Raw genomic sequence first — 21165 nt, 5'->3', positions numbered from 1 at the left:
TTTACTCTCTTTAATTTATCTACTATATTACATTAATATTTATATATTATAATGTAATTTATTTTATGTGTATAACACACGAATCTCATGAGGTTATGAAAAAAACACAGTTGCCTGTGTTTTTTTAGTTATTATTTTTCTTCGATAACAAAGATTTCTTCACCTACGTGGATTTCTTGACCTGGTTCAATTAGAACTTCAGCAATAACACCTGTTGTTGGTGCAGGAATTTCTGATGTCATTTTATCAGTTTCAACTGAGAATAGGTTATCTCCTTCAGAAACTGAGTCACCTACTTTAACAAATACTTCAGCAACTGTTCCTTCGTGTAGTCCTTCTCCGATGTCTGTAAATTTCATTCTAAACATATTATAATTCTCCTAATAATTCTGGTTTTTGTAGTAATTCAATAATTCTATTATTCAATCTGGCCATATCAGCACCATCTACTCAACGGTGGTCTGCAGCAACAGATAAATAAATTTGTTTTGATGGCGCGAATGAACCATCTTTGTTTACGATAACTTCGTCCATAATGGCACCAACTGCAAGAATACCTACTTGACCACCATTTGGAATTGGTGAACCATGTAGTACACCAACAGATCCAACATTAGTGATTGTAAAGTTTCCGCCCGCCATATCTTTAGGGCCAATTTTTCTTTCTTGTGCTAATGCAGCAAGACGAACAATTTCTTTTTGGATTTCAACAACAGAAAGTTTTTCAACGTTTCTGATTACTGGAACTAATAATCCAAATGGTGTATCAACAGCAATATTAATATTTACTGAATCTGGATATGTAATTTCTCCGGTTTCTGCGTTTCATGAACCTAAAAATGCAGGAAATTCAGTTAAAGCGATTGCGGTTGCTTTAGTAATTCAAGATAAAAATGTTAATTTAACACCATCTTTTTCTAAAACTTTAGCAACATTTGCTTTACGGTAATTTCACAATGTTGTTGCATCACCTTTACGTGTAAGTGCACAATATGCGATGTTATCCATTACATTTTTAAGGTTTTTAGCAATAGCTTTTCGAATTGGTGGAATTTTTTCTACTTTAGCTACTAGATCTTTTGGTTTAATCATTTCTGACATTTGTTATCCTCTTTTCTATAAACCTTATTAATTTAATTTTTTATTATTTATTTTCAGCTTTAGCTTTTAATCTTTCAAGAATTGCTCTTTCACGTGGTGTAAGATCACCATCCTTAACTTCTTCTTTTTTTGGAGCAACATTTTTTGTAGCTTTTTTAAATGATGAAAAATCTAGCATTTCATCTGAAACTTTAATTTGTCCTACAACAGCAGGCGCGCCTTGTTCTTTTTTTTCTTCGTTTGACATGTGTGTCTCCTTGTTGTGAAATATAAATTCGAATTTATTAATTCTGCAATTTGACGATAATGGATGTATTGATGCATGACAATACAATCGCTAAACTGCTATCATTATTATATATTAAAATCAATTCCATATAAATTTATATTTACTTATTAAATTTGGTTTTTTATTACTTTTTTAAATTTAAATAAGTCTTTTTGAAAAATTAAAAAATAAGCAATTTATTTTGATGACATACTTTATAGGAAATTGTTCCCATTATGGAAATTTGTGGAAAAATAAAGTTCATATTTTATAAACAAAGACTTTTATGTTTCATTTTACTAATTATATTTATTTTAATTGATATTGGTCCTTTGCTAAATCGTACAAAAAATAATAAAAAATTTTTTTATAGATAAAAATCTTTTTTTATCAATATTTTTTCTGTAAAGAATATAAAATTAAAATGTACAAAAAATAAGTTTTTTAAGGAGATAAAATGGCGAATTATAGTAACTATATAAATGACTTACTAACAAAAAAAAGTAAGGAAAAAATTCTATCTGTTCTATTTATAGACGGTGATGATAAAAGATCAAGAGAGGCAGCTCTTTTTCTACAAAAAAATAACTTAGCCAAACCAGTAATGCTTTTAGAAACAAGAGATCAAATCGTTGATGACGGGTTAAAAAATATTGTTCTAGAAGATGAAAGTGAATCAATTGAAAAATACGCTCAATTAATGGCCGAAATCAGAAAGGGTAAAGAAACAATTGAACAAACACGCGAACTATGTGCTTACCGTCCATATTACGGTGCGATGATGATTAGAAATAAAGACATTGATAGCGCAGTTGGCGGCTTAATTTATTCAACACAAGATATTTTAAGAGCCGCTTTTAAATGTGTTGGTCCTAAACCAGGTGTTAAAACAATGTCATCTATTATCGTAATGCACAAAGGCGACGAAAAAATTATTTTCACAGACCCTTCAACAGTTCAAAAACCAGATGTTAATCAACTAGTTGATATTGCAAAAAATGCCATTGATTTTGCTAAATCAATGAACATGAACTCATTAGGTGGATTCTTAACATATTCAACAAATGGTTCAGGAAAAGGGGAAAACCCTGATTTAGTTAGAGAAGCAGTGAAATTATCATTAGAAAAAGGTTTAAATGTAATTGAAGGTGAATTACAATTTGATTCAGCATATGACTTAAATGTTAGAAAACACAAATTCCCATCAGCAACGCAAGAACCTACCGGAGTTTTTGTTTTCCCTAACTTAGAAAGTTGCAACATCGCATGTAAAGTTGCACAAAGAATGGGCGGATATGGTGCTGTTGGTGCAATCATGGTTGGTGTTAACGGTGCAATTAATGACTTTAGCCGTGGTGCCACTGTACAAGATGTCATCGATGTTACATCGATCACAATATTGAAAGGATATGATTTTCTATAATGAAAAAAATATTAACAGTTAATGCCGGTAGCTCAAGTTTAAAATGAGCTTTATATTCATACACTAAAATGGAGGTTCTAGCTAAAGGATTATGTGAACGAATTAATCTAGACGGAAACATAATTATTAAAATGAATGGTAGAACATACGAACACAAAGTTGATTTACCTAATCATACAGTTGCTGTTGCCGAATTATTGAAATTTTGAGGAAAAATCGGTGTGGTAAATGATTTTAGCGAAATTGAAGTTGTAGGTTTTAGAACCCCATTCGCAGGCCACAACTTCCTTTCGCCAGTAATTTTTGACGAAAATGTTAGAGCAGGCATTCAAGAAGCTACTAAATTTATACCTTTACATGCACCAGCAACTCTAGATGCTGTAGCCGGTTTTGAAAATTCACTTCCAAATGTAACAAAAGTTATTTGCCAAGATACAGCATTCCACACATCAATTCCAGATGTAAACAGAATATTCCCAATTGCACGTGAGTGAAGTGATAAATTCCACATTTTTAAATTCGGATACCACGGTCTTTCACATGAATATGTAACACACAAAATGCAAAAAATTTTGAACAAGAAAAAAGTTAATGTAGTCATTGCACACTTAGGTTCAGGTTCTTCTGTTTGTGCTGTTAAAGATTCTAAATCTATCGATGTTACTGTTGGTTTTAGTTCATCGGACGGATTGATGATGGGAACAAGACCTGGAGCTATTGACCCTGGAATTACAGATTACTTAGTTCGTGTTGAAAAACAAGATATTCAAGAAGTTCACGATATGATGGTCAAAAAGTCAGGACTTTTAGGTGTATCGGGTGTATCAAATGACATTCGTGACTTACACGATGTTTACAACACAAACAATAATGCAAAACTTGCTATAGACATTTTTGTTGCTAGAGCAGTTGATTATATTTCAAGTTATTTAAATAAAATTGGCGAAAGAATCGATGCGTTAGTATTTACTGCCGGTATAGGTGAAAACGACCCTGTTATAAGAGACATGATTGTAAAAGGATTGAACTCATACCGTATTAAATTATCAGCACCTAAAAACGTGCAAGATTATAATGATTTTCTTGAAATTTCAACTCCTGCATCAGAATTCCCTGTATTTAAAGTTAGAACTAACGAAGAAATTATTATAGCTCGTTATGCAAAAGAATTAGTAAAATCACATGATGAATAATTAAAAAATGTCTTTGTAAAAAACAAAGGCATTTTTTAATATTCCACAGACACAAAACAGCGCTCAATAACTGCATAAATTGAATCGAAATTATTATTGTTTCTATCTGAAACAATAAGTTTTATATAATTCAAACATGAATAAAAACACAAAAAATTGGAATACGTTCCGTAATATCACTGAAGTTATTGTCACTTCTTCACGTGATATGTCTAAAATTGATGATAAACATCACACAATGACAAAAATTCTTCGTCGTATCTATATGATAACAATATTTATTGTCTATTTCACATCTCTTTCAGCTATAGCCGCTGACAAAAGCGTGATAGAAAATCATAAATTTTTAAGTTACCTATTAGGTATAAACGACTTATTGGTTATTATCATTGCAATTGCCGATTTTTTCCTATGGTTCTTAATATCGTTTAAAGGCAAAAAGCCGTTGCTAAATCTAATTAAATTTCCATTTAGTTTTATCGGTATATTATTGATTTTGATAATGGTGCCATCAATTAATCAACTTTTAATTTACACCGGTTTTTCCAAAACAGAAGCTTCTAAATTACGTTATTTAGTCCTTGTTCGAATAATCAGATTATTTTTCTTGCTCTCTTATTTCAAACCTTTTGCTGCTCTATTTAGTGTCTTTAAAAAAGAAAAATCAGTATTAATATACACGTTTATATTCATTATATTTGTGATTTTAATATTCTCTATTATCTTTTACTTAGAAGAATATGACAAAGTTACCGGAATATTTATGAAAAAAGAAGGCCAAACAGTACCGGATGGAAATCAGTTTTTAAAGGCAATATATTTTACAACCGTAACGATGACAACTATTGGTTATGGCGATCTAACTCCGGCAACACAAATCGGTCGAATAATGGTAATTGTGCTTTCATTAATTGGTATAGCAATATTCGCCATACCAAGTGGTGTTATTGCTGGTGGTTTCATTCACGAATTGAAATCTCAATTAGAAAATAAAAAACGAAGCAAAAAATAGCATCAAAATTTGATGCTATTTTTTACTTATCTAGTTCTTTAATTAAGTCATCGACATTGTCGAATAAATGCCCGTTAGCTTTAACTGCTCCAATAACAAATAAATTGAAATACATAAATTGAGATTCAGCTTTTGAATTACATATTAAATCCAAGCGTGCATCATTTCTTTGTAAATAACCTGTACGTCTAGAATCAGTAATTAGCCCATAAATTTTCATTCCTCTTTGAGCCGCCATACCAATTTCTGCTGCCACTCCCGGATCTATTACTAATCCATCTAAAACTGCGACAATAATTTGTGAATCTTCCAATTCTTTTTTGTCGGCTAGATATATTTTTTCCGAATCAGCAACTTTTGTTTTATCGTTAATTGAAAAGTTTTCTTGTGGTAAATAGACCTCATATTTACCTAATTCTCTTATTCTTTTCACAACTTGCTCGTTAAATGCTAATTCCGCTTGCGAGAATAAAGCGTTAGCAAAATAAATCTTTTTCATATTGTTTTTTCTCCTTGTTCGTACACTCTAATTATAGATATATTGAGGACATAACAAATAAAATATTCATTAAATTTCACTATGTTAATTTAGCTTAAAAAAACCAAATTTTACTCATATTAATTCAGTATTTATTGACTTAAATAATTGATTTATGTTTGACAAATTAGATATATAAAAAATTTAAACAAATGTTTTTGTTTAAATTTTATTGTTTTATATTGAATAGTAATTTTTAGACTGATTTTGAAATGGTAATTATTAATTATATGGTGCCAATTACGGGAATCGAACCCGTGGCTATTGATTACGAGTCAACTGCTTTACCACTAAGCGAAACTGGCATTTAAAGCAATTAGATTGCTTTTAAAATTATTGTTTGTTTTTTACCTTTTTTGAAAATGGCGAATTTATTGCCGTATTTTTGAGGGTTGAATTGTGTTGTTTCGTCAATGATTTGGTCATCAATTCTAAGTGCCTTATTATTGATAAATTCTCTCGCTTCTCTTTTTGAAGAAATGAATTTATTCATTATTAAGTTATCGACTATATTTTCATTGATTGCAATATTTGAAACCGGTAAATATAATTGCATTTGTTCAAGATCTTGGATAGTTAAGCTTGATGCGTCAAAACCTTTATCAAATAATATCTTAGTGATATTGACAGCAATTTTTGCTTCACTTTCTCCAAAAATATCTTTTACAACATTGTAGGCTAATTTTTTTTGTGCAAAACGAGCAGATGTGTTTGTATTGTGTTCTATCATGATTTCTTTAATTTTTTCAATATCAATAAACGTTAATCATAATAATAGTTTTTCAACAATGGCGTCAGTTTGATTGTATAAATATTGATACATGTGAAATGGCGAAGACATTTCTTTATCTAGTCACAATGAACCACCACCTGTACTTTTACCAATTTTTTTACCGTTTTCATCTGTTAGTAAATCTAATGTAATCCCAACAGCTTTTGAATTATTATCGCCAACTACTTTCGAAATCATGTCTAGACCAGTTGTGATATTACCTCATTGGTCACTTCCGCCGACTTGTACCATCACATTTTTGTTTTTATATAGCTCTAAAAAGTCATTACCCTGCAGTAATTGATAAGCAAATTCAGTGAAAGATAGACCTCTTTCAATACGAGAAGAAACAGAGTCTTTTGCTAACATGTATGAGATATTTATTAATTTACCAGCGTCTCTTAGAAATTCTAAAACATTCATATTTTTGTAAATATCAAAATTGTCAAAAACTTCTAGACCAATGGCTTCAAGTTGTTTTCTAATTCTGTTTTTATTTTCAACTACTTGTGCATTGTCCAGTAATACACGTTCAGAATCTTTGAACGAAGGATCGCCTATCATACCTGTTGCACCACCGATAAGAGCAACAGCATTGAAACCAGCATCTTTGAATCTTTTAAGAGTTGACATTAACATGTAATTACCTAGATGAAGGCTTTTAGCTGTTGGGTCAAAACCGCCATATACCCTTGTTTGTGAAGGGACTAGCTTATTGAATTTGTCAATGTTGCTTATTTGTTTTAAAATACCCCTTTGTTTTAATTCTTCAATGATATTCATTTATTTCTCCTCGGTTTTGTTTATCAATTCTGTATAAACCGTTTCTATATTTTTGCCTAAATAATTATCAGGTTCACTAATTTTCGCCAGTACATTGTTTTCAAATTCATTAGTATATTCACTCAGAGATAAAGAATCTGCGCTACATAGCATTCCTTCACTCATTACACCCATAACTTCACCATTTTTAATTATTAGTCCGCCAGGTGTAATTGAACCATTCATGTATCAAGCTAAATATTTACCTTCTGTCGTATATGTTGTATTGGTAATGATTGTTTTGCTATACTCACCAAAATTAACCTTTAGAACAAATAATTTTTCGCTTTTAGGATGAGATTTTCTTTCGATTATTTTACCGATTTTGATGTTTGCGATATCTTCAAAAATGAATTTAAATTCAGTGTTTTTATTGATTTTTTCAATAATTGTATTGATTAAATGATTGCTAGCAATTGAAAATTGTTTTTGTTCTATTAATTGGTTTTTTGAACTAACGATAATTGAGCTAACTCTTAAGTCATTGCTGTTTGCATAGTTTATTGAAAACTTATATTCATCAGTGTTTATCACTAAATTTTTTTCGCTTTGAATAGATGAATTGAAAACAAGTTCAAATGTATTTTTAAATTCTTTATTGTAATTAAATAACATAGCCATAGTCTTTAAATTATATATTAAAATGGCTAATTGTTAATACTCATTGTTATTTGAATATTCTGCAAATTTAAAAAGAGACAGAATTATGTCTCTTTTTAAAGAATATTAGTGAATTATTTTTTTGCTTTTTCTAATTCAAGTTTTAAGTGAGCTGAACGAGCTGCTTCTCAAACAATTTCGTTGAATGTTGGGTGTGGGTGAGTTGTATAGGTAATGTCTGAAACGGTTAGTTTGTGTTGCATTGCCATTCCGATTTCAGCGATATAGTCAGTTGAATTTGCACCAATAATAGCAGCACCAACAATTAGACCTGTAGAACGGTCAACAACTAATTTAGCAAAACCTGATGTATCTTTAGTTGCGATAGCTTTTCCTAAATATCCAAATGAGTATTTAGCTGAAAATACATCCATTCCTAATTCTTTTGCTTTTTCTTCTGTTATACCAATTACAGAAATTTCGGGGTGTGTGTAGATGCAACCTGGAACTGGTTTTGTAAGTTCGTATTTAACATCGTGTCCCAAAATGTGAGCAACAGCTGTTAGAGCGTGTTGGTAAGCAACGTGTGCTAACATATTTTGAGCAGTTAAGTCCCCTATAGCGTATACATTTTCAACATTTGTACGCATGTATTCATCAACCAACACTTCTTTTCTTTGGCCTAATTCAACACCTGTGTTTTCTAAACCGTGTGAATTTGGAATACGTCCGACAGCAATTAAGTAAACATCTGAAAGAATTGTTTTTTGTTCACCGTTAACTTCGTACATTAATTCTTTAGCTTCGTTTAAACCATTTGTTGAAGCGTTGTAAATAACTTCAATACCAGCTGATTTAAAGTGTTTAGTAATTTCTTTAATTAAGTCTTTATCCATTCCGGTTAGTAATGAATCTGTATTTTGGATAATAGTTACTTTTGAACCTGCTGTAGCAAAAACTTGAGCAAATTCAACACCAATTACACCACCACCAACAATTGTTACACTAGCCGGTAATTCTTTGTCAAAATTAATTGCTTCACGTGATGAAAGTAGTTTGAAATCTTTGTAACCTTGTTCAAAACCTTGTAATTGTTCAAGTTTACGTGCACGACTACCCATTGCCATAATAATGTGTTCACCTCTGTAAACTTTGTCATTAACTTTAACAACGTGTGAAGATAGTCATTCTGCGTGTCCTTCTTCGATGGCTACTTTTGAACCTTTCATAAGCATTTTTACACCACCAGAAATTTGTTTAACAACAGCAGCTTTTCTTTCGTGCATTTTTCTTCATGTTTCTTGTTTGTCAACTTTAATATCTTCTAAGTTGGCAACAACACCATAGCTAGCAGCATTTTTAAGAATGTCTAAAACGTGTGCAGAAGCTAACATTGCTTTTGTAGGAATACATCCAACATTTAAACAAACACCGCCTCAAAATTCTTTTTCAATAATAAGAACTTTTTTGCCTGATTTACCAAGTTCTTCGGCTGCTAAATATCCCCCTGGACCAGCCCCGACGATAATAACTTCGTATTCAGCGTCAACATTACCTGTGTATGCTACGCCTTTTTCGCTAAAAGCTTTTTTCATAATAATCCTTTCTTTTCGGCAAAATTATTTTTGCCATTTTTAATAATATAATTATAAAAATAAATTTTCTTTTTAATAAAAAAATGTCCAAAAATGGTATTAATTTTACATATTTAATTAAATTTTGCGAGATAGCATTAAAATGCTTATAATTAAAGTATGTCAAATATAGTAGAAGTTAAAATTGAGATCCAAAAAGGATCAAATATTAAATATGAATTTGATCGTGCAGATGGTCAATTGCACGTGGATAGAATATTGAGAGGAGATTTTGTATATCCGGCAAATTATGGTTTTATACCAAATGCACTTGATTGAGATGGCGATGAACTAGATGTATTAGTTTATTCACCAGAAACATTTGTTCCAGGTTCATTATTGAACGCACGTATTATTGGTGCAATGAAAATGATTGATTCAGGCGAAACTGATACCAAATTAATTGCAGTCCACGCTGATGATTATAGATTAGACGCAATTACTACTTTAGATCAATTACCTGAACCATTTTTAAAAAATGTTGAAATGTTTTTCAACAACTACAAAAATTGAAAAAAACCTGGTGCTTCAAAAGTAACAGGTTTTGAAAATGTTGAATGAGCATTGGAAGAATTGCAAGAATGCAAAGAGTTAATGGATAAATACGGCCAAATGCCTAAAAAAGAATTTATCGCCAAAATGATGCAATTACATCCTGAAAAATACGAAGCATAGAGTTAAACTCTATGTTTTTTAAAGCAATTTTAGGCAGTAATTAAAATATAAAACATTGCGAATTTGACAATTTCGCAATGTTTTGTAGTCTTTAAGTGTTGATTTGATCTACTTTTGATATAACTTCTAACGTTTATTTTATAAAAGTTTAATTGACTTTCTTCATTTTGGTATAAATACAAAAATCTTTATTTGTTTCTTTGAAAGCATTTCAATTTAGGTTTTTTTGTCTATTAACGACTAAATTTTCATAGTTTTTAAATTAATGCCGCTTTTTATGTGTGTATTGTTACAATACTGTGAGTAGATTAAGTTTAGACTAAACAAATTTACAATAAAATATAATCTCATTTAAATTTGCATAATAAAAAAATTATAATTAAAGTAAGGAGATAAACTCCTATAGAAAGGATAATATGAGCAAAAGTATCAACACACTAAGAAAAGAATCTCAGTTAAAAACAATGATCGCACAAATTGTTACTACTGATTTAACAAACGTAAATATTATCAACCCGACTGTTATTGATTGTGAATTATCAGCAGATTCTTCACACGCAAAAGTCTTTGTAACTTTTAGTGAAAAATCACAAGACGGTATTGAAGCAATCAGAAATGCTGCCGGCTACATTAGAAAAACATTATCGCACGCTCTTAATTGACGTAAAGTACCAGAAATTCACTTTGAATTAGATCACGTAATCGATGACGCTATGAAAATTGAAAAAATACTTCAAAAAATTAAGACAGAAGAATAACAAAAAAACTTCAACAAAAAAGTTGAAGTTTTTTTGTTTGATTTGAAAAAGTTTAATCAATATCGTATTTTTTAAGAATTGCGTCAACATCCATATCTAAAACATCATCAAGACTGTCTGAGTAAGTATTGTTGTTTTTTTCATTAGTTTCAATTTTATTGGTTTCTTTTTTAATTGTTTTTGGTTTTTCTTTTGTTAAAGAACCATATTTGAATGAAGTGTTTAGAATTGCATCAATTTTTATTTTTGAAAATCCTTCTTCAGCTGTTGAAACTGGATAATTAGAAATGTCTTCGATAATTATTTCGTTATTTTGATTTTTCACAAAGATTTTAAAACTTTCATCGTTTGTTATCATGTCGTGAATTGTCAATGGTTTTGTTTTAAATTGAGGGAATAACGGTTTTCCTAAATGTTTTTTAGACACTTTAGAAATATTTGACACTTTTATACGTTTAATATATTTTTCGTTCGCAATAATATTGACAATATCGTTTTTATTGACCAGAGCAAAATCAGCAATTAAATCTGTGCCTGATAAAAAACACGATTTCACTCCCGCTGCTTTAGCACCATAGACTTGTAAATCCGCTTCACTGTATAAAGAAGCAAGCCCTTTTTTAGTAGCAATAAGAATACTTTTGCTGCCATCCGAAAGTTTAGCTCCGACTAATTCATCATTGTTTTTTAACAATAAAGCAGTGAATGTTTTGCTATTTCGCGAAACATAAAAATCTTTCAATAACACACGTTTTCCTTGCCCTTCACGACTGAATAAGCAAACATAGTTTTCAATTTCAAAATCAGAAACAGCTATAACCGAAACAACCTCTTCACCAGACAATAATTCAACAAATTCAGATAGGTGTGATCCATACTCTTTTCATTTGCTTTCTTGCAATTTATAAACAGGTATTAGGGCATAATTTCCCATATTTGTAAAGGCTAATAAGCTGTCAGTTGTGTTTACTTTATTACTGAAAATAATTCGATCTTCTTCTTTTATTGCAAATGTTGTCCAGTCATTCGATTGATTAACTTTAGGTGAAAATCTCTTAATATAACCGTGTCTTGTTATTGCTAAAAGAACTTCCTCGCTCGCAACTAAATCAGCTTCATCGTATTTAATTTTAATTTCTTCTTTATTGATAGCGGTGCGGCGCTCAATACCGAATTCTTTTTTGATCGCCTTCAATAATTCAATAATTCATAAATCAAATTTACTTGGGTGTTTTAATAATAACTCACACTGATTAATCAGTTTTTCAAGGTCGGCTTTTTCGGCAATAAATGCTGCTTTATCAGTTTTGGAAAGTCTGTATAATCTTAACTCAGCAATTGCTGTAGCTTGATTGATTGTAAAATCAAAATGTTTAACTAAATTTTCAATAACACCTTGCTTTCCATTCTCACTATTTCTAATAACTTCTATAACTTCATCAGTGATTTCAGAAACTTTTATAAAACCTTCAACAATTTCGAGTCTAGCACGATATTTTGCCAGATCAAATTTTAAGGTCTTAGTTTTAATATCTTTTACGTGTCCAATATATTGACCCAATAAGTTGTGTAAATTACACAATTGCGGTGAGTTATTAACTATTGCTACATTGTTGGTATTATAGTAAACTTGTAACTCTGTTTTTTGCAACAAAAAGTTAATTATCGTGTCGACATTTGCGTTTTTTTCTAGTGTAATTACAATGCTTATTCCATCACGGTCTGACATATCTTTAATTTCAAGTAAGCCATTGATGTTTTCGCTTGAAATTAAAATGTCAATATCTCTAACAAGTTTGCTTTTAACCACTCCGTATGGAATTTCGCTAATTTCAATATATTTATTGTTTTTTTCTTCTTTTATTAAGTATTTTGATACTAAAACAACACGTCCTTTACCCGTTTCGAATGCATCTTTAATACCTTGATTTCCATAAATTACACCACCCGTTGGGAAGTCGGGACCTTTTATATATTTCATTAATTCAGGCAATGTGATCAACGGATTTTTAATCAATTCTATTGAGGCGTCAATAATTTCATTTAAATTGTGTGGTGGCATGTCAGTCGCATAACCCGAAGCAATACCTTTAGCTCCATTTAACAATAAATTAGGAATTATTGAAGGTAAAACAACCGGCTCTTTTTCACTATCATCAAAGTTTGGCGCGTATTTTACTGTATTTTTCTTTAAATCTCCGAGTATATATTCACTGATTTTAGCCAATCTCACTTCTGTATAACGCATGGCAGCAGCAGGGTCATCATCGATACTACCGACATTCCCATGCATTTCGATTAAGGTGTGACCGATTTTTCAATCTTGAGCCATTCTAACCATTGCTTCATAAATAGAACTATCGCCGTGTGGGTGATATTTACCAATAACATCCCCTACAACTCTGGCTGATTTTTTGAAAGGCTTATTAGCAAACAAACCCAGTTCACTCATTGAATAAAGGATTCTTCTCTGAACTGGTTTTAGACCGTCACGCACATCAGGTAAGGCTCTTTGCTGAATGATATATTTAGAATATCTGCTAAAACGATCGGCCATTATTGCATCAATGTTTTCCGCAACAATATTATCGACTATTTCATCTATCTTTTTTTTCTTTTTATCAGTCATATATATCCCTTCCCATACATTTTTATTAAATTTGGTAATCGTCTTCTAAACTAAATTCAACATTAGCATTGATTCAATCTTTTCTAGGTTCAGCATTGTCACCCATCAATGTAGACACACGTCTTTCAGCTAAAGTAACATCATTAATTTTTACTTGAATTAATGTTCTAGTTTCAGGGTTCATAGTTGTTTCTCAAATTTGGTCAGCATTCATCTCTCCGAGCCCTTTATATCTTTGCACCTCGGCGTTTTTAAAGGCACTTTTTTGTGTAATTTCTTTTAATTCCAATTCATCTCAGGCGTATACAATTTCTTTTTTATTTTTTACGCTTGCTATTTTGAATAAAGGCGGCAAGGCAATATAGACCATTCCGGCATCAACTAATTGACGCATGTGTCTAAAGAAAAATGTTAATAACAATATTTGAATATGTGCCCCATCAGTATCGGCGTCAGTCATGATTACTACTTTGCCATACTGACTTTTTTTGATGTCGAAATCTTCGCCAACACCAGCACCAATTGTGTTTATGATTGTGGCTATTTCTTCGTTTTTAAGTATTTCATATAATCTGGCTTTTTCAGTGTTTAACACTTTTCCACGTAATGGTAATATTGCTTGAAATTTTCTATTTCGACCTTTTTTAGCAGTCCCACCAGCTGAATCCCCTTCAACTAAAAACAATTCTTTTTCAGCAGCAATTTTTGACTGGGCCGGAGTTAATTTACCACTAAGTATTTGCTTTTCTTTCAAAGCGTTTTTAGTTGATCTAGCCTCTGCACGAGCACGACGAGCATTTGCTCTGGCTTCGGATGCTTTTTTGATTTTATCCAGTATTTTTTTAACTAAAGGTTTATTTTCTACACTTCACATTTTAAGGTGTTTTAGAGCAATTTCTTCGACCACGCTTTTTGCCTCAGGTGTTCCTAATTTTTCTTTAGTTTGACTGACAAATTCAAGATATTTTTCAGGAATTTTCACACTCAAAATAATTGTTAGGCCCTCACGAATATCATCACCGTCAAAAGTATTTTTACCTTTTATTATTTTTTCATCCATGGCGATTTCGTTGAATGTTTTAGTTAATGCTGATTTTAAACCAGTTTCGTGCGTTCCACCATCTTTTGTCTTAACATTATTAACAAAAGACAAAATTGTTTCATTATAACTGTCAGTATATTGAAAACCGCATTCAACCTCAATATCTCTTTTTGTTTCTCTGAATGTGAATACTTCACCTATTGGATTCTTAGAATCATTCATAAATTCAACAAATGCACTTATTCCGTTTTCGTATTGAAATTCAGTGTATAAATCTTTTATTTCATCAATTAAAATTATCTTTAAACCAGCTATTAAAAAGCTGCTTTCTCTTAATCTTTCGGATATTTTTTCGTAGCTTAATTTCGATCTTTTAAAAAGTTCGTAATTAGGTCAAAATTCTACTGCTGTCCCGTTCTCTTTTGTTTTACCAATTAGTTTTGTTTTTTGTGTAATTTCACCGCCATTTTCAAAAACAGTTTGATAAATTCCACCTTCTTTATACACTGTTGCAATTAATTTAATACTCAACGCATTAACTACCGAAGCACCAACTCCGTGTAGACCGCCAGATGTTTTATAAGCACTATCATCAAATTTACCACCTGTGTGTAATTCAGTGAATACACGCTCAACTGCCGTCTTACCGGTTTTGGTTTTACCAACCGGTATTCCCCGACCATTATCTTTAACTATCACTGAACCGTTTTTGGTTAAAATTACAGAAATAACATTAGCAAATCCGGCTAATGCTTCGTCAATTGAGTTATCAACTATTTCTCAAACTAAATGGTGCAATCCATTTACATCGGTACTACCAATGTACATACCTGGACGCTTACGAACAGCTTCCAATCCCTTCAATTGTTGGATACTATTTTCATCATACTTTTGCATATTTTAATAATACTATTTTTTTTATTATTAGCAATTCTTATTTATAAACATGCATTTTATTGGCCTAATTGTGAATATTTTTTTGTTTTTAGTGTTGTGCCACTTAACAAATAATTTAATGTACTTGTTTTAATATATAATGTAAGACATGTTAAAAATTTATTTATGCGGGCCGACTGTATATAGCACTCCTCACATTGGGAATTTACGGCCAATTACAACTTTTGATTTAGTATTAAAAGCTCACAAATTTCTTGGTAGAGAATATTCATTGATTCACAATATAACAGATATTGACGATAAAATAATTGACAAAGCAATTCAAACTAACACCACTGAAAAAGATGTTAGCGAGAAATACACTAAAGAATATTTTGACTTATTAAAATCACTTAATATTGACACAATCACACATATTGAAAAAGTCACCGATAATATTGATTTAATTATTGATTATATTGACAATATCGTTAAAAGCGGAAGCGCTTATATTGATGATAGTGGCAATGTTTGATTTGATATTCAAAAAAATATTGAAAACTATGGTGTTGTTTCTAAACAAAACATTGACAAAATGATATTCGAAGATGACTTTAGCTCTAAAAAATTTAAAGCTGATTTTGCACTATGAAAAAAAACAACTAAAGGTATTAAATTCCCATCAAAATTTGGCGATGGTAGACCTGGTTGACACACTGAATGTTGTGCTTTAATTGCCAAACATTTCGGTTCATACGGAGTTGATATTCACGGCGGCGGAATGGATTTAGTCTTTCCACATCACGAGAACGAAAACATTCAACATTATTCACTTTTTAAATCAAATTTATCAAAAGAATGATTGCGTAGTGGTCAGATCAATTTAGAAGGTATCAAAATGTCAAAATCATTAGGCAATGTTGTGCTACCAAGTGAATTTTTTGCCGCATACGGAGTCGAAGTTTATAAACTAATGTTATTAACAGCTAAATTCACTGCGCCGATAAATATTACGCAAGAATTACTATCAAATTTACAAACAATCGAAACTAAGTACAAAAAAGCAATATTTAAGATTTATTCTAAACTCGGAACTGATTTAAAAATTCAGAGATCTCCTAAAGTAAATGAAATTTTTGAAGCGTTAGCAAATTATGATTTTGCTAAATACAATTTATTATTAAATGAAGAGCTAAAATTATTCAATAAAACAGAGTCTATTGAAAACGCCCTTAATATTCACACAATTATTAACATTATTCATCCCACTCTAACTGACGTAACAAAATATCAAGAAATATTGGAAATATACGAAAAATGACGTGTATTTGTTGATAAAAAAGATTTTGAAAACGCTGATAAATTAAGAGAAAAATTAATGGAAAGCGGTCTTTATTAACAAATAAAGAATTGGAATATATTATGAAAAAAAGCAACAAAAATATGAAAAAATTAATGTTGTGAGGTAGAAATTCAGTAAATGATGCGATAACAAATAAATTGCCAATAGATGTTGTTTATGTCAATTCTGATAAACTCTCACAAAAAATTAAACAACAAACAACAGCGAATGTTATTGTTAAGAGCAACGAGTTTTTTAGCGAGATTACAAGCGAAAATCATCAAGGAATTATTGCTGTTTTAAAAAGTTTTCCTATACATGAATTGAATAGTATCGAAAAAGATAAACCCCAAAATGTTTTGGTGTTAGATAAGATTCAAGATCCACACAATTTAGGAGCCATAATTAGAACTGCAAATGCATTCGGCATTACACACATTATTCTTTCAAAAGACAGAAGTGCCGACATAACTTCAACAGTTTTAAAAATTAGTTCAGGTGGTTTTGCTGGTATTAAATTTATTAAGGTAAATAATATTGTTGCAGCACTAAAACGTTTAAAAAAGGTTGGATACTGAGTATATTCTTCCGCTTTAAATGAAAATGCACAGCATTTTGATCAGATAGAATATAACAAACCAACAATTTTAGTCATCGGAAATGAAGGTAATGGAGTTAGTCAGCCGGTGTTGAATGAGTCTGATGTTATTATTTATATTCCCCAACGTGGTAGTGTGCAATCGCTTAACGTATCAGTTGCTGCTGGTTTATTGATTAATCAAATAACCAAGGGGTAAAATGATCTTTTCAAAGCTAGATAAACTGAATAATGAGGACCTGGTTAATTTGTTAAGAACATCAAACAATGAAAAAATTATAAAGATTATTGACTATCTATATGGCCATGATCTAAAAACAAAAGTAAAAATAATGCTATATCGCAATCCGCAAAATTTGCTTGATTGAGGCGATATTTATTATGAGTTTTTATTCACAATTCCTAGGATGTTAGCTAATTACAAAATTAGCGAAAATGCTACTTTGAGAACTTTTTTATTGAAGTCAATTGAATTTTTCAGTTTAAATAAGTTCAAATATTGAAATTGTAAAAAACGCAGTCCGAATTTTATTTCAACACCAGCTGATGAATTGTTTTATGTTTATGATGTATCGGCTAGTGAAAAACTAGATAAAATTTTGGGCGAGCTTGATTTGATGATTTTCACTGAAAAGGTATTGAAAAATAGCAAAAATATGAAATTAATTCATAAGTTAAGAAATACGAGATATGTTAATTTATTAACTGCGACCAAATTAAACAGTTATCAATATAATATTGGAAAAATGTTCAGCACTTACTGCAAATAGTGTATACTAATGGTAGTGCTGAGCACTTTTTTATTTAACGTAAATTAAGGAGATTAAATATAATTAATATGAAAAAGCAAAAAATTACATTAAGTTGTTCTGTATGTTTTTCACTAAATTACTCAACAACAAAAGGTTCTGGTAATTTAACAAGAATTGAAGTGAAAAAATACTGCCCAAAATGTAAAACACACACTTTACATAAAGAGGAAAAATAATGACCAAAAACAAGCCAAAAGTTGAAAAAAAGAAAAAATTTAAATTTAGAAGATTTGTGCGTGAATTGAAAAGAGTAAGATGACCATCACAAAAAACAAATTGAATTTCGTTTTTAAAAGTTATTGCTTTTACCTTACTTTTTACGTTAATAGTAATGCTTTTTGCAACCTTGATTTCCTTACTATGAACTAAAATAGGTATTAATTAGAGGAGTAAATATGGATAAAAAATTTCAATGATATATGATTTCGACAGTATCAGGTAAAGAAGATATTGTTGTTGAATCACTAAAAAATAGAATAATAAGTGAACAAGTTGAAGCTGATTTTGATAATGAAGCTACCCCAGATGGTGCTTTTAAAATTTTTAAAAAACCAAGTTTAACAGCCAAAGAAGCAGAAAAAAAACTTAACGGCGAAGAATACAAAGTTAAAACGATTAACATGTATAGTGGCTATATTTTTATTCGTATGTTTATGAGTGACGAGGCGTGATTTGTTGTTCGTAACACCCAATATGTAACAGGTCTTATCGGTTCTTCGGGTAAGGGAGCTAAACCAACTCCGGTTTCGTTAAGAGAAATTAAAAGAAGTTTCAAATCAGAAGAAAAATTCTTTAAAGACTTTAATGACGGTAAAACCGAAAATAAATTTGCTATTGGTGAAATAGTAGAAATAATCGACGGGCCATTTAAAGGTCAAACTGGAAAAGTGATATCAGCAAATGACAACACTAAAAAAGTTTCTGTAGAAGTTGAATATTTTGGTAGATATGTTCCAACAGATTTTGACTATGATGTAATTGAAAGTCAAGAAAAATAGAAGCATATTATTGATAATTAAAATTAATCATCAAATCAACACACGAGTGTTGATTTTTTATACAAAAATAAGAGTTTTTATTGATTATCGTCAATAAATATAGACATTTCCCAAAGATTATTAGCCGTGTATATTTACTGAACAAAACGCAGTATTATCTCAATATTTTTTGCAATAATACTGCGTTTGGTGTAATGAAAAAATACTTTGGCATAAGCCACAGTATTTTTAGGTTTAATATTAGTTTATTATTTGATAATATCAGTTCCCATATATGGAATTAACTTATCTGGAACAGTAATAGAGCCGTCTTCGTTTTGATAGTTTTCTAAAATAGCAGCAATTAATCTGTCAATTGCTAAACCAGAACCATTCATTGTGTGTGCGTATTGATTATTTCCATTTTCGTCTTTATATCTTATCATTGCACGTCTTGCTTGAAAATCACCCATATATGAAACAGAAGAGATTTCACGGTATTGAATTTCAGAAGGAAGTCATACTTCTAAATCAATTGTTTTTCTTGATGAAAAACCTGTATCGCCAGTACACAATAACACTTCACGGTATGGAAGTTCTAATAATTCTAAAACTTTTTTAGCTTGTGCTAACATTTGTTCGAATTCAACTAAAGCATCTTTTTCGTTGGTTATTTTTACTAATTCAACTTTTTTGAATTGATGTAATCTGATTATTCCTTTTGTATCTTTACCGCCACTTCCCGCTTCAGATCTAAAACATTCAGTGAATGCTGTATATCTTTGTGGTTTAGATAAATCAACAATTTCGTTATTTAGTAGATTAGTTAAAGTTACTTCGGCTGTAGGGATTAAGTATCAATCGTTACCATCAACGCTAAAAAGATCTTCTTTAAATTTAGGCAATTGTCCGGTTCCAAAAAGAATATTAGGTTTAGTTATAACAGGAGTAGAAAATTCTTCATAACCGTCACTAGTGTGTAAATCTAATAAGAAGTTTTGAATTGCTCTAGCTAATCTAGCACCTAAGCCGGTATAAACCACAAATCTAGTTCCTGATAGTTTAACACCACGCTCAAAATCAATTAAATTCAAATTCTTAGCTATCTCGTAATGTGGTTTTGCTTTAACAACCAATCCTTTGCCTAAATTATCGTGAGTTGCGATTACTACATTATTTTTATCGCTTTTACCAACTGGTACACTATCCAATGTAACATTAGGTATTGTTCAAAGTAATTGATTAGAAGCTTCATCTATTTCTTGAGCTTTTTTCTCTAATTCAACTTGCTCTTTTTTTAGTTCTGCCGCTTTGATTTTTAATCTAGATATTTTTTCTTTATCACCTTTTGCGTTTGTAAATTCTTCTTTAGTAAATTTTGATAATTCAGCACGTTTTGTTTGAGCATCGTGCATCAATTTACCACGTTGTTCCAATAAATCAACAAGATTATCAAATACACTTAAATCAAAATTTCTGTTTGCTAAATTTTTTCTAACTTTTTCTTTATTTTCTTGAATAAATTTGATGTTTAACATATCTCTCCTAAATTTGAATTAATGTCTAAATTAATATTTAAATATTATACACTTTTTGCGTTTGATTAATATTAAGAACACACATTTTAAAATATTAATTTTGTTGCCATTGTGAATAACACTGCTCAATTTTGTTGGTTAAAAACCTGTAATTATTCAGTGTTTTTGGTGTTTTTTTTCAGTAAATACAAGCAAAATTATTAGTTTTTACCTAATTTAAAATTAATTCTTTTGAATTTCATAAAATTTTGTATCATTCGGAATATTGTATGTCTATTTATATTAATATTAAATAAATATACATATTATTTTAGGAGGTATTATGGTTGATGAATTAAAAACAACTGATTTTGAAAAAAAATCAAGTCGAAATAGCGAAGGAAAAGCTATGACTATTCTTACAATCGTTTTTGCAATTATTTTTCTATTAATACTTGCAGTTTCTATTGCATATTTAGCGGATTTTTTAATTTACAGAGGTACTCAACAAGACGGTTTGTTGCTTACAACACAACAAAGAGTACATGGTATTTTCCATTGATTCAATAAATAAAG

21 protein-coding genes, 1 tRNA gene and 1 pseudogene are annotated in these 21165 nt (G+C 30.4%); 12 read left to right on the top strand and 11 right to left on the bottom strand.

Annotated features, from left to right (window positions below; all coding sequences use genetic code 4):
• Positions 1-137 precede the first annotated feature (137 nt).
• The 3 genes and pseudogenes from NXS15_RS00300 to NXS15_RS00290 form a co-directional block, all read right to left on the bottom strand.
• Positions 138-368, bottom strand: a pseudogene (locus tag NXS15_RS00300) (biotin/lipoyl-containing protein); the annotation flags it as partial.
• Between the two features lies 1 nt (position 369).
• Complete coding sequence (locus tag NXS15_RS00295; RefSeq protein WP_259289882.1) at positions 370-1101, bottom strand: 2-oxo acid dehydrogenase subunit E2; 732 nt, start codon at positions 1099-1101, stop codon at positions 370-372.
• Positions 1102-1144: 43 nt separating this feature from the next.
• Complete coding sequence (locus NXS15_RS00290; protein ID WP_259289881.1) at positions 1145-1348, bottom strand: hypothetical protein; 204 nt, start codon at positions 1346-1348, stop codon at positions 1145-1147.
• Between the two features lie 478 nt (positions 1349-1826).
• Here NXS15_RS00290 and NXS15_RS00285 point away from each other — a divergent pair, with 478 nt between their 5' ends.
• The 3 genes from NXS15_RS00285 to NXS15_RS00275 all read left to right on the top strand — a co-directional run bounded on the left by NXS15_RS00285 (position 1827) and on the right by NXS15_RS00275 (position 4997).
• On the top strand, positions 1827-2792 hold the full coding sequence (locus NXS15_RS00285) for a phosphate acyltransferase (RefSeq protein WP_259289880.1): 966 nt from the start codon (positions 1827-1829) through the stop codon (positions 2790-2792).
• Positions 2792-3985 carry an acetate/propionate family kinase gene (locus tag NXS15_RS00280; RefSeq protein WP_259289879.1) on the top strand — a complete coding sequence of 398 codons (1194 nt, stop codon included), beginning with the start codon at positions 2792-2794 and terminating at the stop codon, positions 3983-3985. The genes NXS15_RS00285 and NXS15_RS00280 overlap by 1 nt, the downstream gene beginning before the upstream one ends.
• Before the next feature lie 136 nt (positions 3986-4121).
• Complete coding sequence (locus NXS15_RS00275) at positions 4122-4997, top strand: potassium channel family protein (RefSeq protein ID WP_259289878.1); 876 nt, start codon at positions 4122-4124, stop codon at positions 4995-4997.
• Positions 4998-5019: 22 nt separating this feature from the next.
• Here NXS15_RS00275 and NXS15_RS00270 read toward each other — a convergent pair whose 3' ends face one another.
• The 5 genes from NXS15_RS00270 to lpdA form a co-directional block, all read right to left on the bottom strand.
• On the bottom strand, positions 5020-5496 hold the full coding sequence (locus tag NXS15_RS00270; protein ID WP_259289877.1) for a nucleoside 2-deoxyribosyltransferase: 477 nt from the start codon (positions 5494-5496) through the stop codon (positions 5020-5022).
• A 270-nt stretch (positions 5497-5766) separates the two neighbouring features.
• Positions 5767-5840: transfer RNA gene (locus NXS15_RS00265), tRNA-Thr, on the bottom strand.
• Positions 5841-5851: 11 nt separating this feature from the next.
• Complete coding sequence (tyrS, locus tag NXS15_RS00260; RefSeq protein WP_259289876.1) at positions 5852-7090, bottom strand: tyrosine--tRNA ligase; 1239 nt, start codon at positions 7088-7090, stop codon at positions 5852-5854.
• Positions 7091-7750, bottom strand: coding sequence for a TyrS-associated PheT N-terminal domain-related protein TapR (tapR, locus tag NXS15_RS00255; RefSeq protein WP_259289875.1), 660 nt, complete (start codon positions 7748-7750; stop codon positions 7091-7093).
• 113 nt (positions 7751-7863) lie between these two features.
• Positions 7864-9324: a dihydrolipoyl dehydrogenase gene (gene lpdA / locus NXS15_RS00250; RefSeq protein WP_259289874.1), complete on the bottom strand. Its 1461-nt coding sequence runs from the start codon at positions 9322-9324 to the stop codon at positions 7864-7866.
• 159 nt (positions 9325-9483) lie between these two features.
• Between lpdA and NXS15_RS00245 the strand changes: the two genes are divergently transcribed.
• Positions 9484-10038 (top strand): inorganic diphosphatase, encoded by a 555-nt coding sequence (locus NXS15_RS00245; RefSeq protein WP_259289873.1) that lies wholly within the window; start codon positions 9484-9486, stop codon positions 10036-10038.
• Between the two features lie 416 nt (positions 10039-10454).
• Positions 10455-10796, top strand: coding sequence for a 30S ribosome-binding factor RbfA (gene rbfA, locus NXS15_RS00240; RefSeq protein ID WP_259289872.1), 342 nt, complete (start codon positions 10455-10457; stop codon positions 10794-10796).
• A gap of 52 nt (positions 10797-10848) precedes the next feature.
• On the opposite strand, the gene parC is transcribed toward rbfA, so the two are convergent.
• Entirely contained in the window at positions 10849-13425 is a 2577-nt protein-coding gene (gene parC / locus NXS15_RS00235) for a DNA topoisomerase IV subunit A (protein ID WP_259289871.1), read from the bottom strand.
• A 25-nt stretch (positions 13426-13450) separates the two neighbouring features.
• Positions 13451-15364: a DNA topoisomerase IV subunit B gene (parE, locus tag NXS15_RS00230; RefSeq protein ID WP_259289870.1), complete on the bottom strand. Its 1914-nt coding sequence runs from the start codon at positions 15362-15364 to the stop codon at positions 13451-13453.
• A 148-nt stretch (positions 15365-15512) separates the two neighbouring features.
• Between parE and NXS15_RS00225 the strand changes: the two genes are divergently transcribed.
• The 6 genes from NXS15_RS00225 to nusG all read left to right on the top strand — a co-directional run bounded on the left by NXS15_RS00225 (position 15513) and on the right by nusG (position 19093).
• Positions 15513-16742: a class I tRNA ligase family protein gene (locus NXS15_RS00225; RefSeq protein WP_259289869.1), complete on the top strand. Its 1230-nt coding sequence runs from the start codon at positions 15513-15515 to the stop codon at positions 16740-16742.
• A gap of 23 nt (positions 16743-16765) precedes the next feature.
• Positions 16766-17482 carry a 23S rRNA (guanosine(2251)-2'-O)-methyltransferase RlmB gene (gene rlmB, locus NXS15_RS00220; protein WP_396888586.1) on the top strand — a complete coding sequence of 239 codons (717 nt, stop codon included), beginning with the start codon at positions 16766-16768 and terminating at the stop codon, positions 17480-17482.
• Between the two features lies 1 nt (position 17483).
• Positions 17484-18053 (top strand): hypothetical protein, encoded by a 570-nt coding sequence (locus NXS15_RS00215; RefSeq protein ID WP_259289868.1) that lies wholly within the window; start codon positions 17484-17486, stop codon positions 18051-18053.
• Between the two features lie 68 nt (positions 18054-18121).
• On the top strand, positions 18122-18271 hold the full coding sequence (gene rpmG / locus NXS15_RS00210) for a 50S ribosomal protein L33 (RefSeq protein WP_259289867.1): 150 nt from the start codon (positions 18122-18124) through the stop codon (positions 18269-18271).
• Positions 18271-18480, top strand: coding sequence for a preprotein translocase subunit SecE (gene secE, locus NXS15_RS00205; RefSeq protein WP_259289866.1), 210 nt, complete (start codon positions 18271-18273; stop codon positions 18478-18480). Before rpmG ends, secE begins: the two co-directional genes overlap by 1 nt.
• Positions 18481-18490: 10 nt before the next feature.
• Positions 18491-19093 carry a transcription termination/antitermination protein NusG gene (gene nusG / locus NXS15_RS00200; protein WP_259289865.1) on the top strand — a complete coding sequence of 201 codons (603 nt, stop codon included), beginning with the start codon at positions 18491-18493 and terminating at the stop codon, positions 19091-19093.
• A 248-nt stretch (positions 19094-19341) separates the two neighbouring features.
• Here the strand turns inward: nusG and serS are convergent, their stop codons facing one another.
• Positions 19342-20610 (bottom strand): serine--tRNA ligase, encoded by a 1269-nt coding sequence (gene serS / locus NXS15_RS00195; RefSeq protein WP_259289864.1) that lies wholly within the window; start codon positions 20608-20610, stop codon positions 19342-19344.
• A 322-nt stretch (positions 20611-20932) separates the two neighbouring features.
• Here serS and NXS15_RS00190 point away from each other — a divergent pair, with 322 nt between their 5' ends.
• A complete protein-coding gene (locus NXS15_RS00190) occupies positions 20933-21163 on the top strand; it encodes a hypothetical protein (RefSeq protein WP_259289863.1) in 231 nt (76 codons plus the stop codon).
• Positions 21164-21165 lie beyond the last annotated feature (2 nt).

It is taken from the genome of Mycoplasma sp. CSL7475-4, assembly GCF_024834065.1.
In the GTDB taxonomy this organism is placed as follows: Bacteria; Bacillota_I; Bacilli_A; order Mycoplasmatales; family Metamycoplasmataceae; genus Mycoplasmopsis.
Note: the sequence above shows the minus strand (reverse complement) of the source record. Positions and strands in the feature narration are given on the sequence as shown.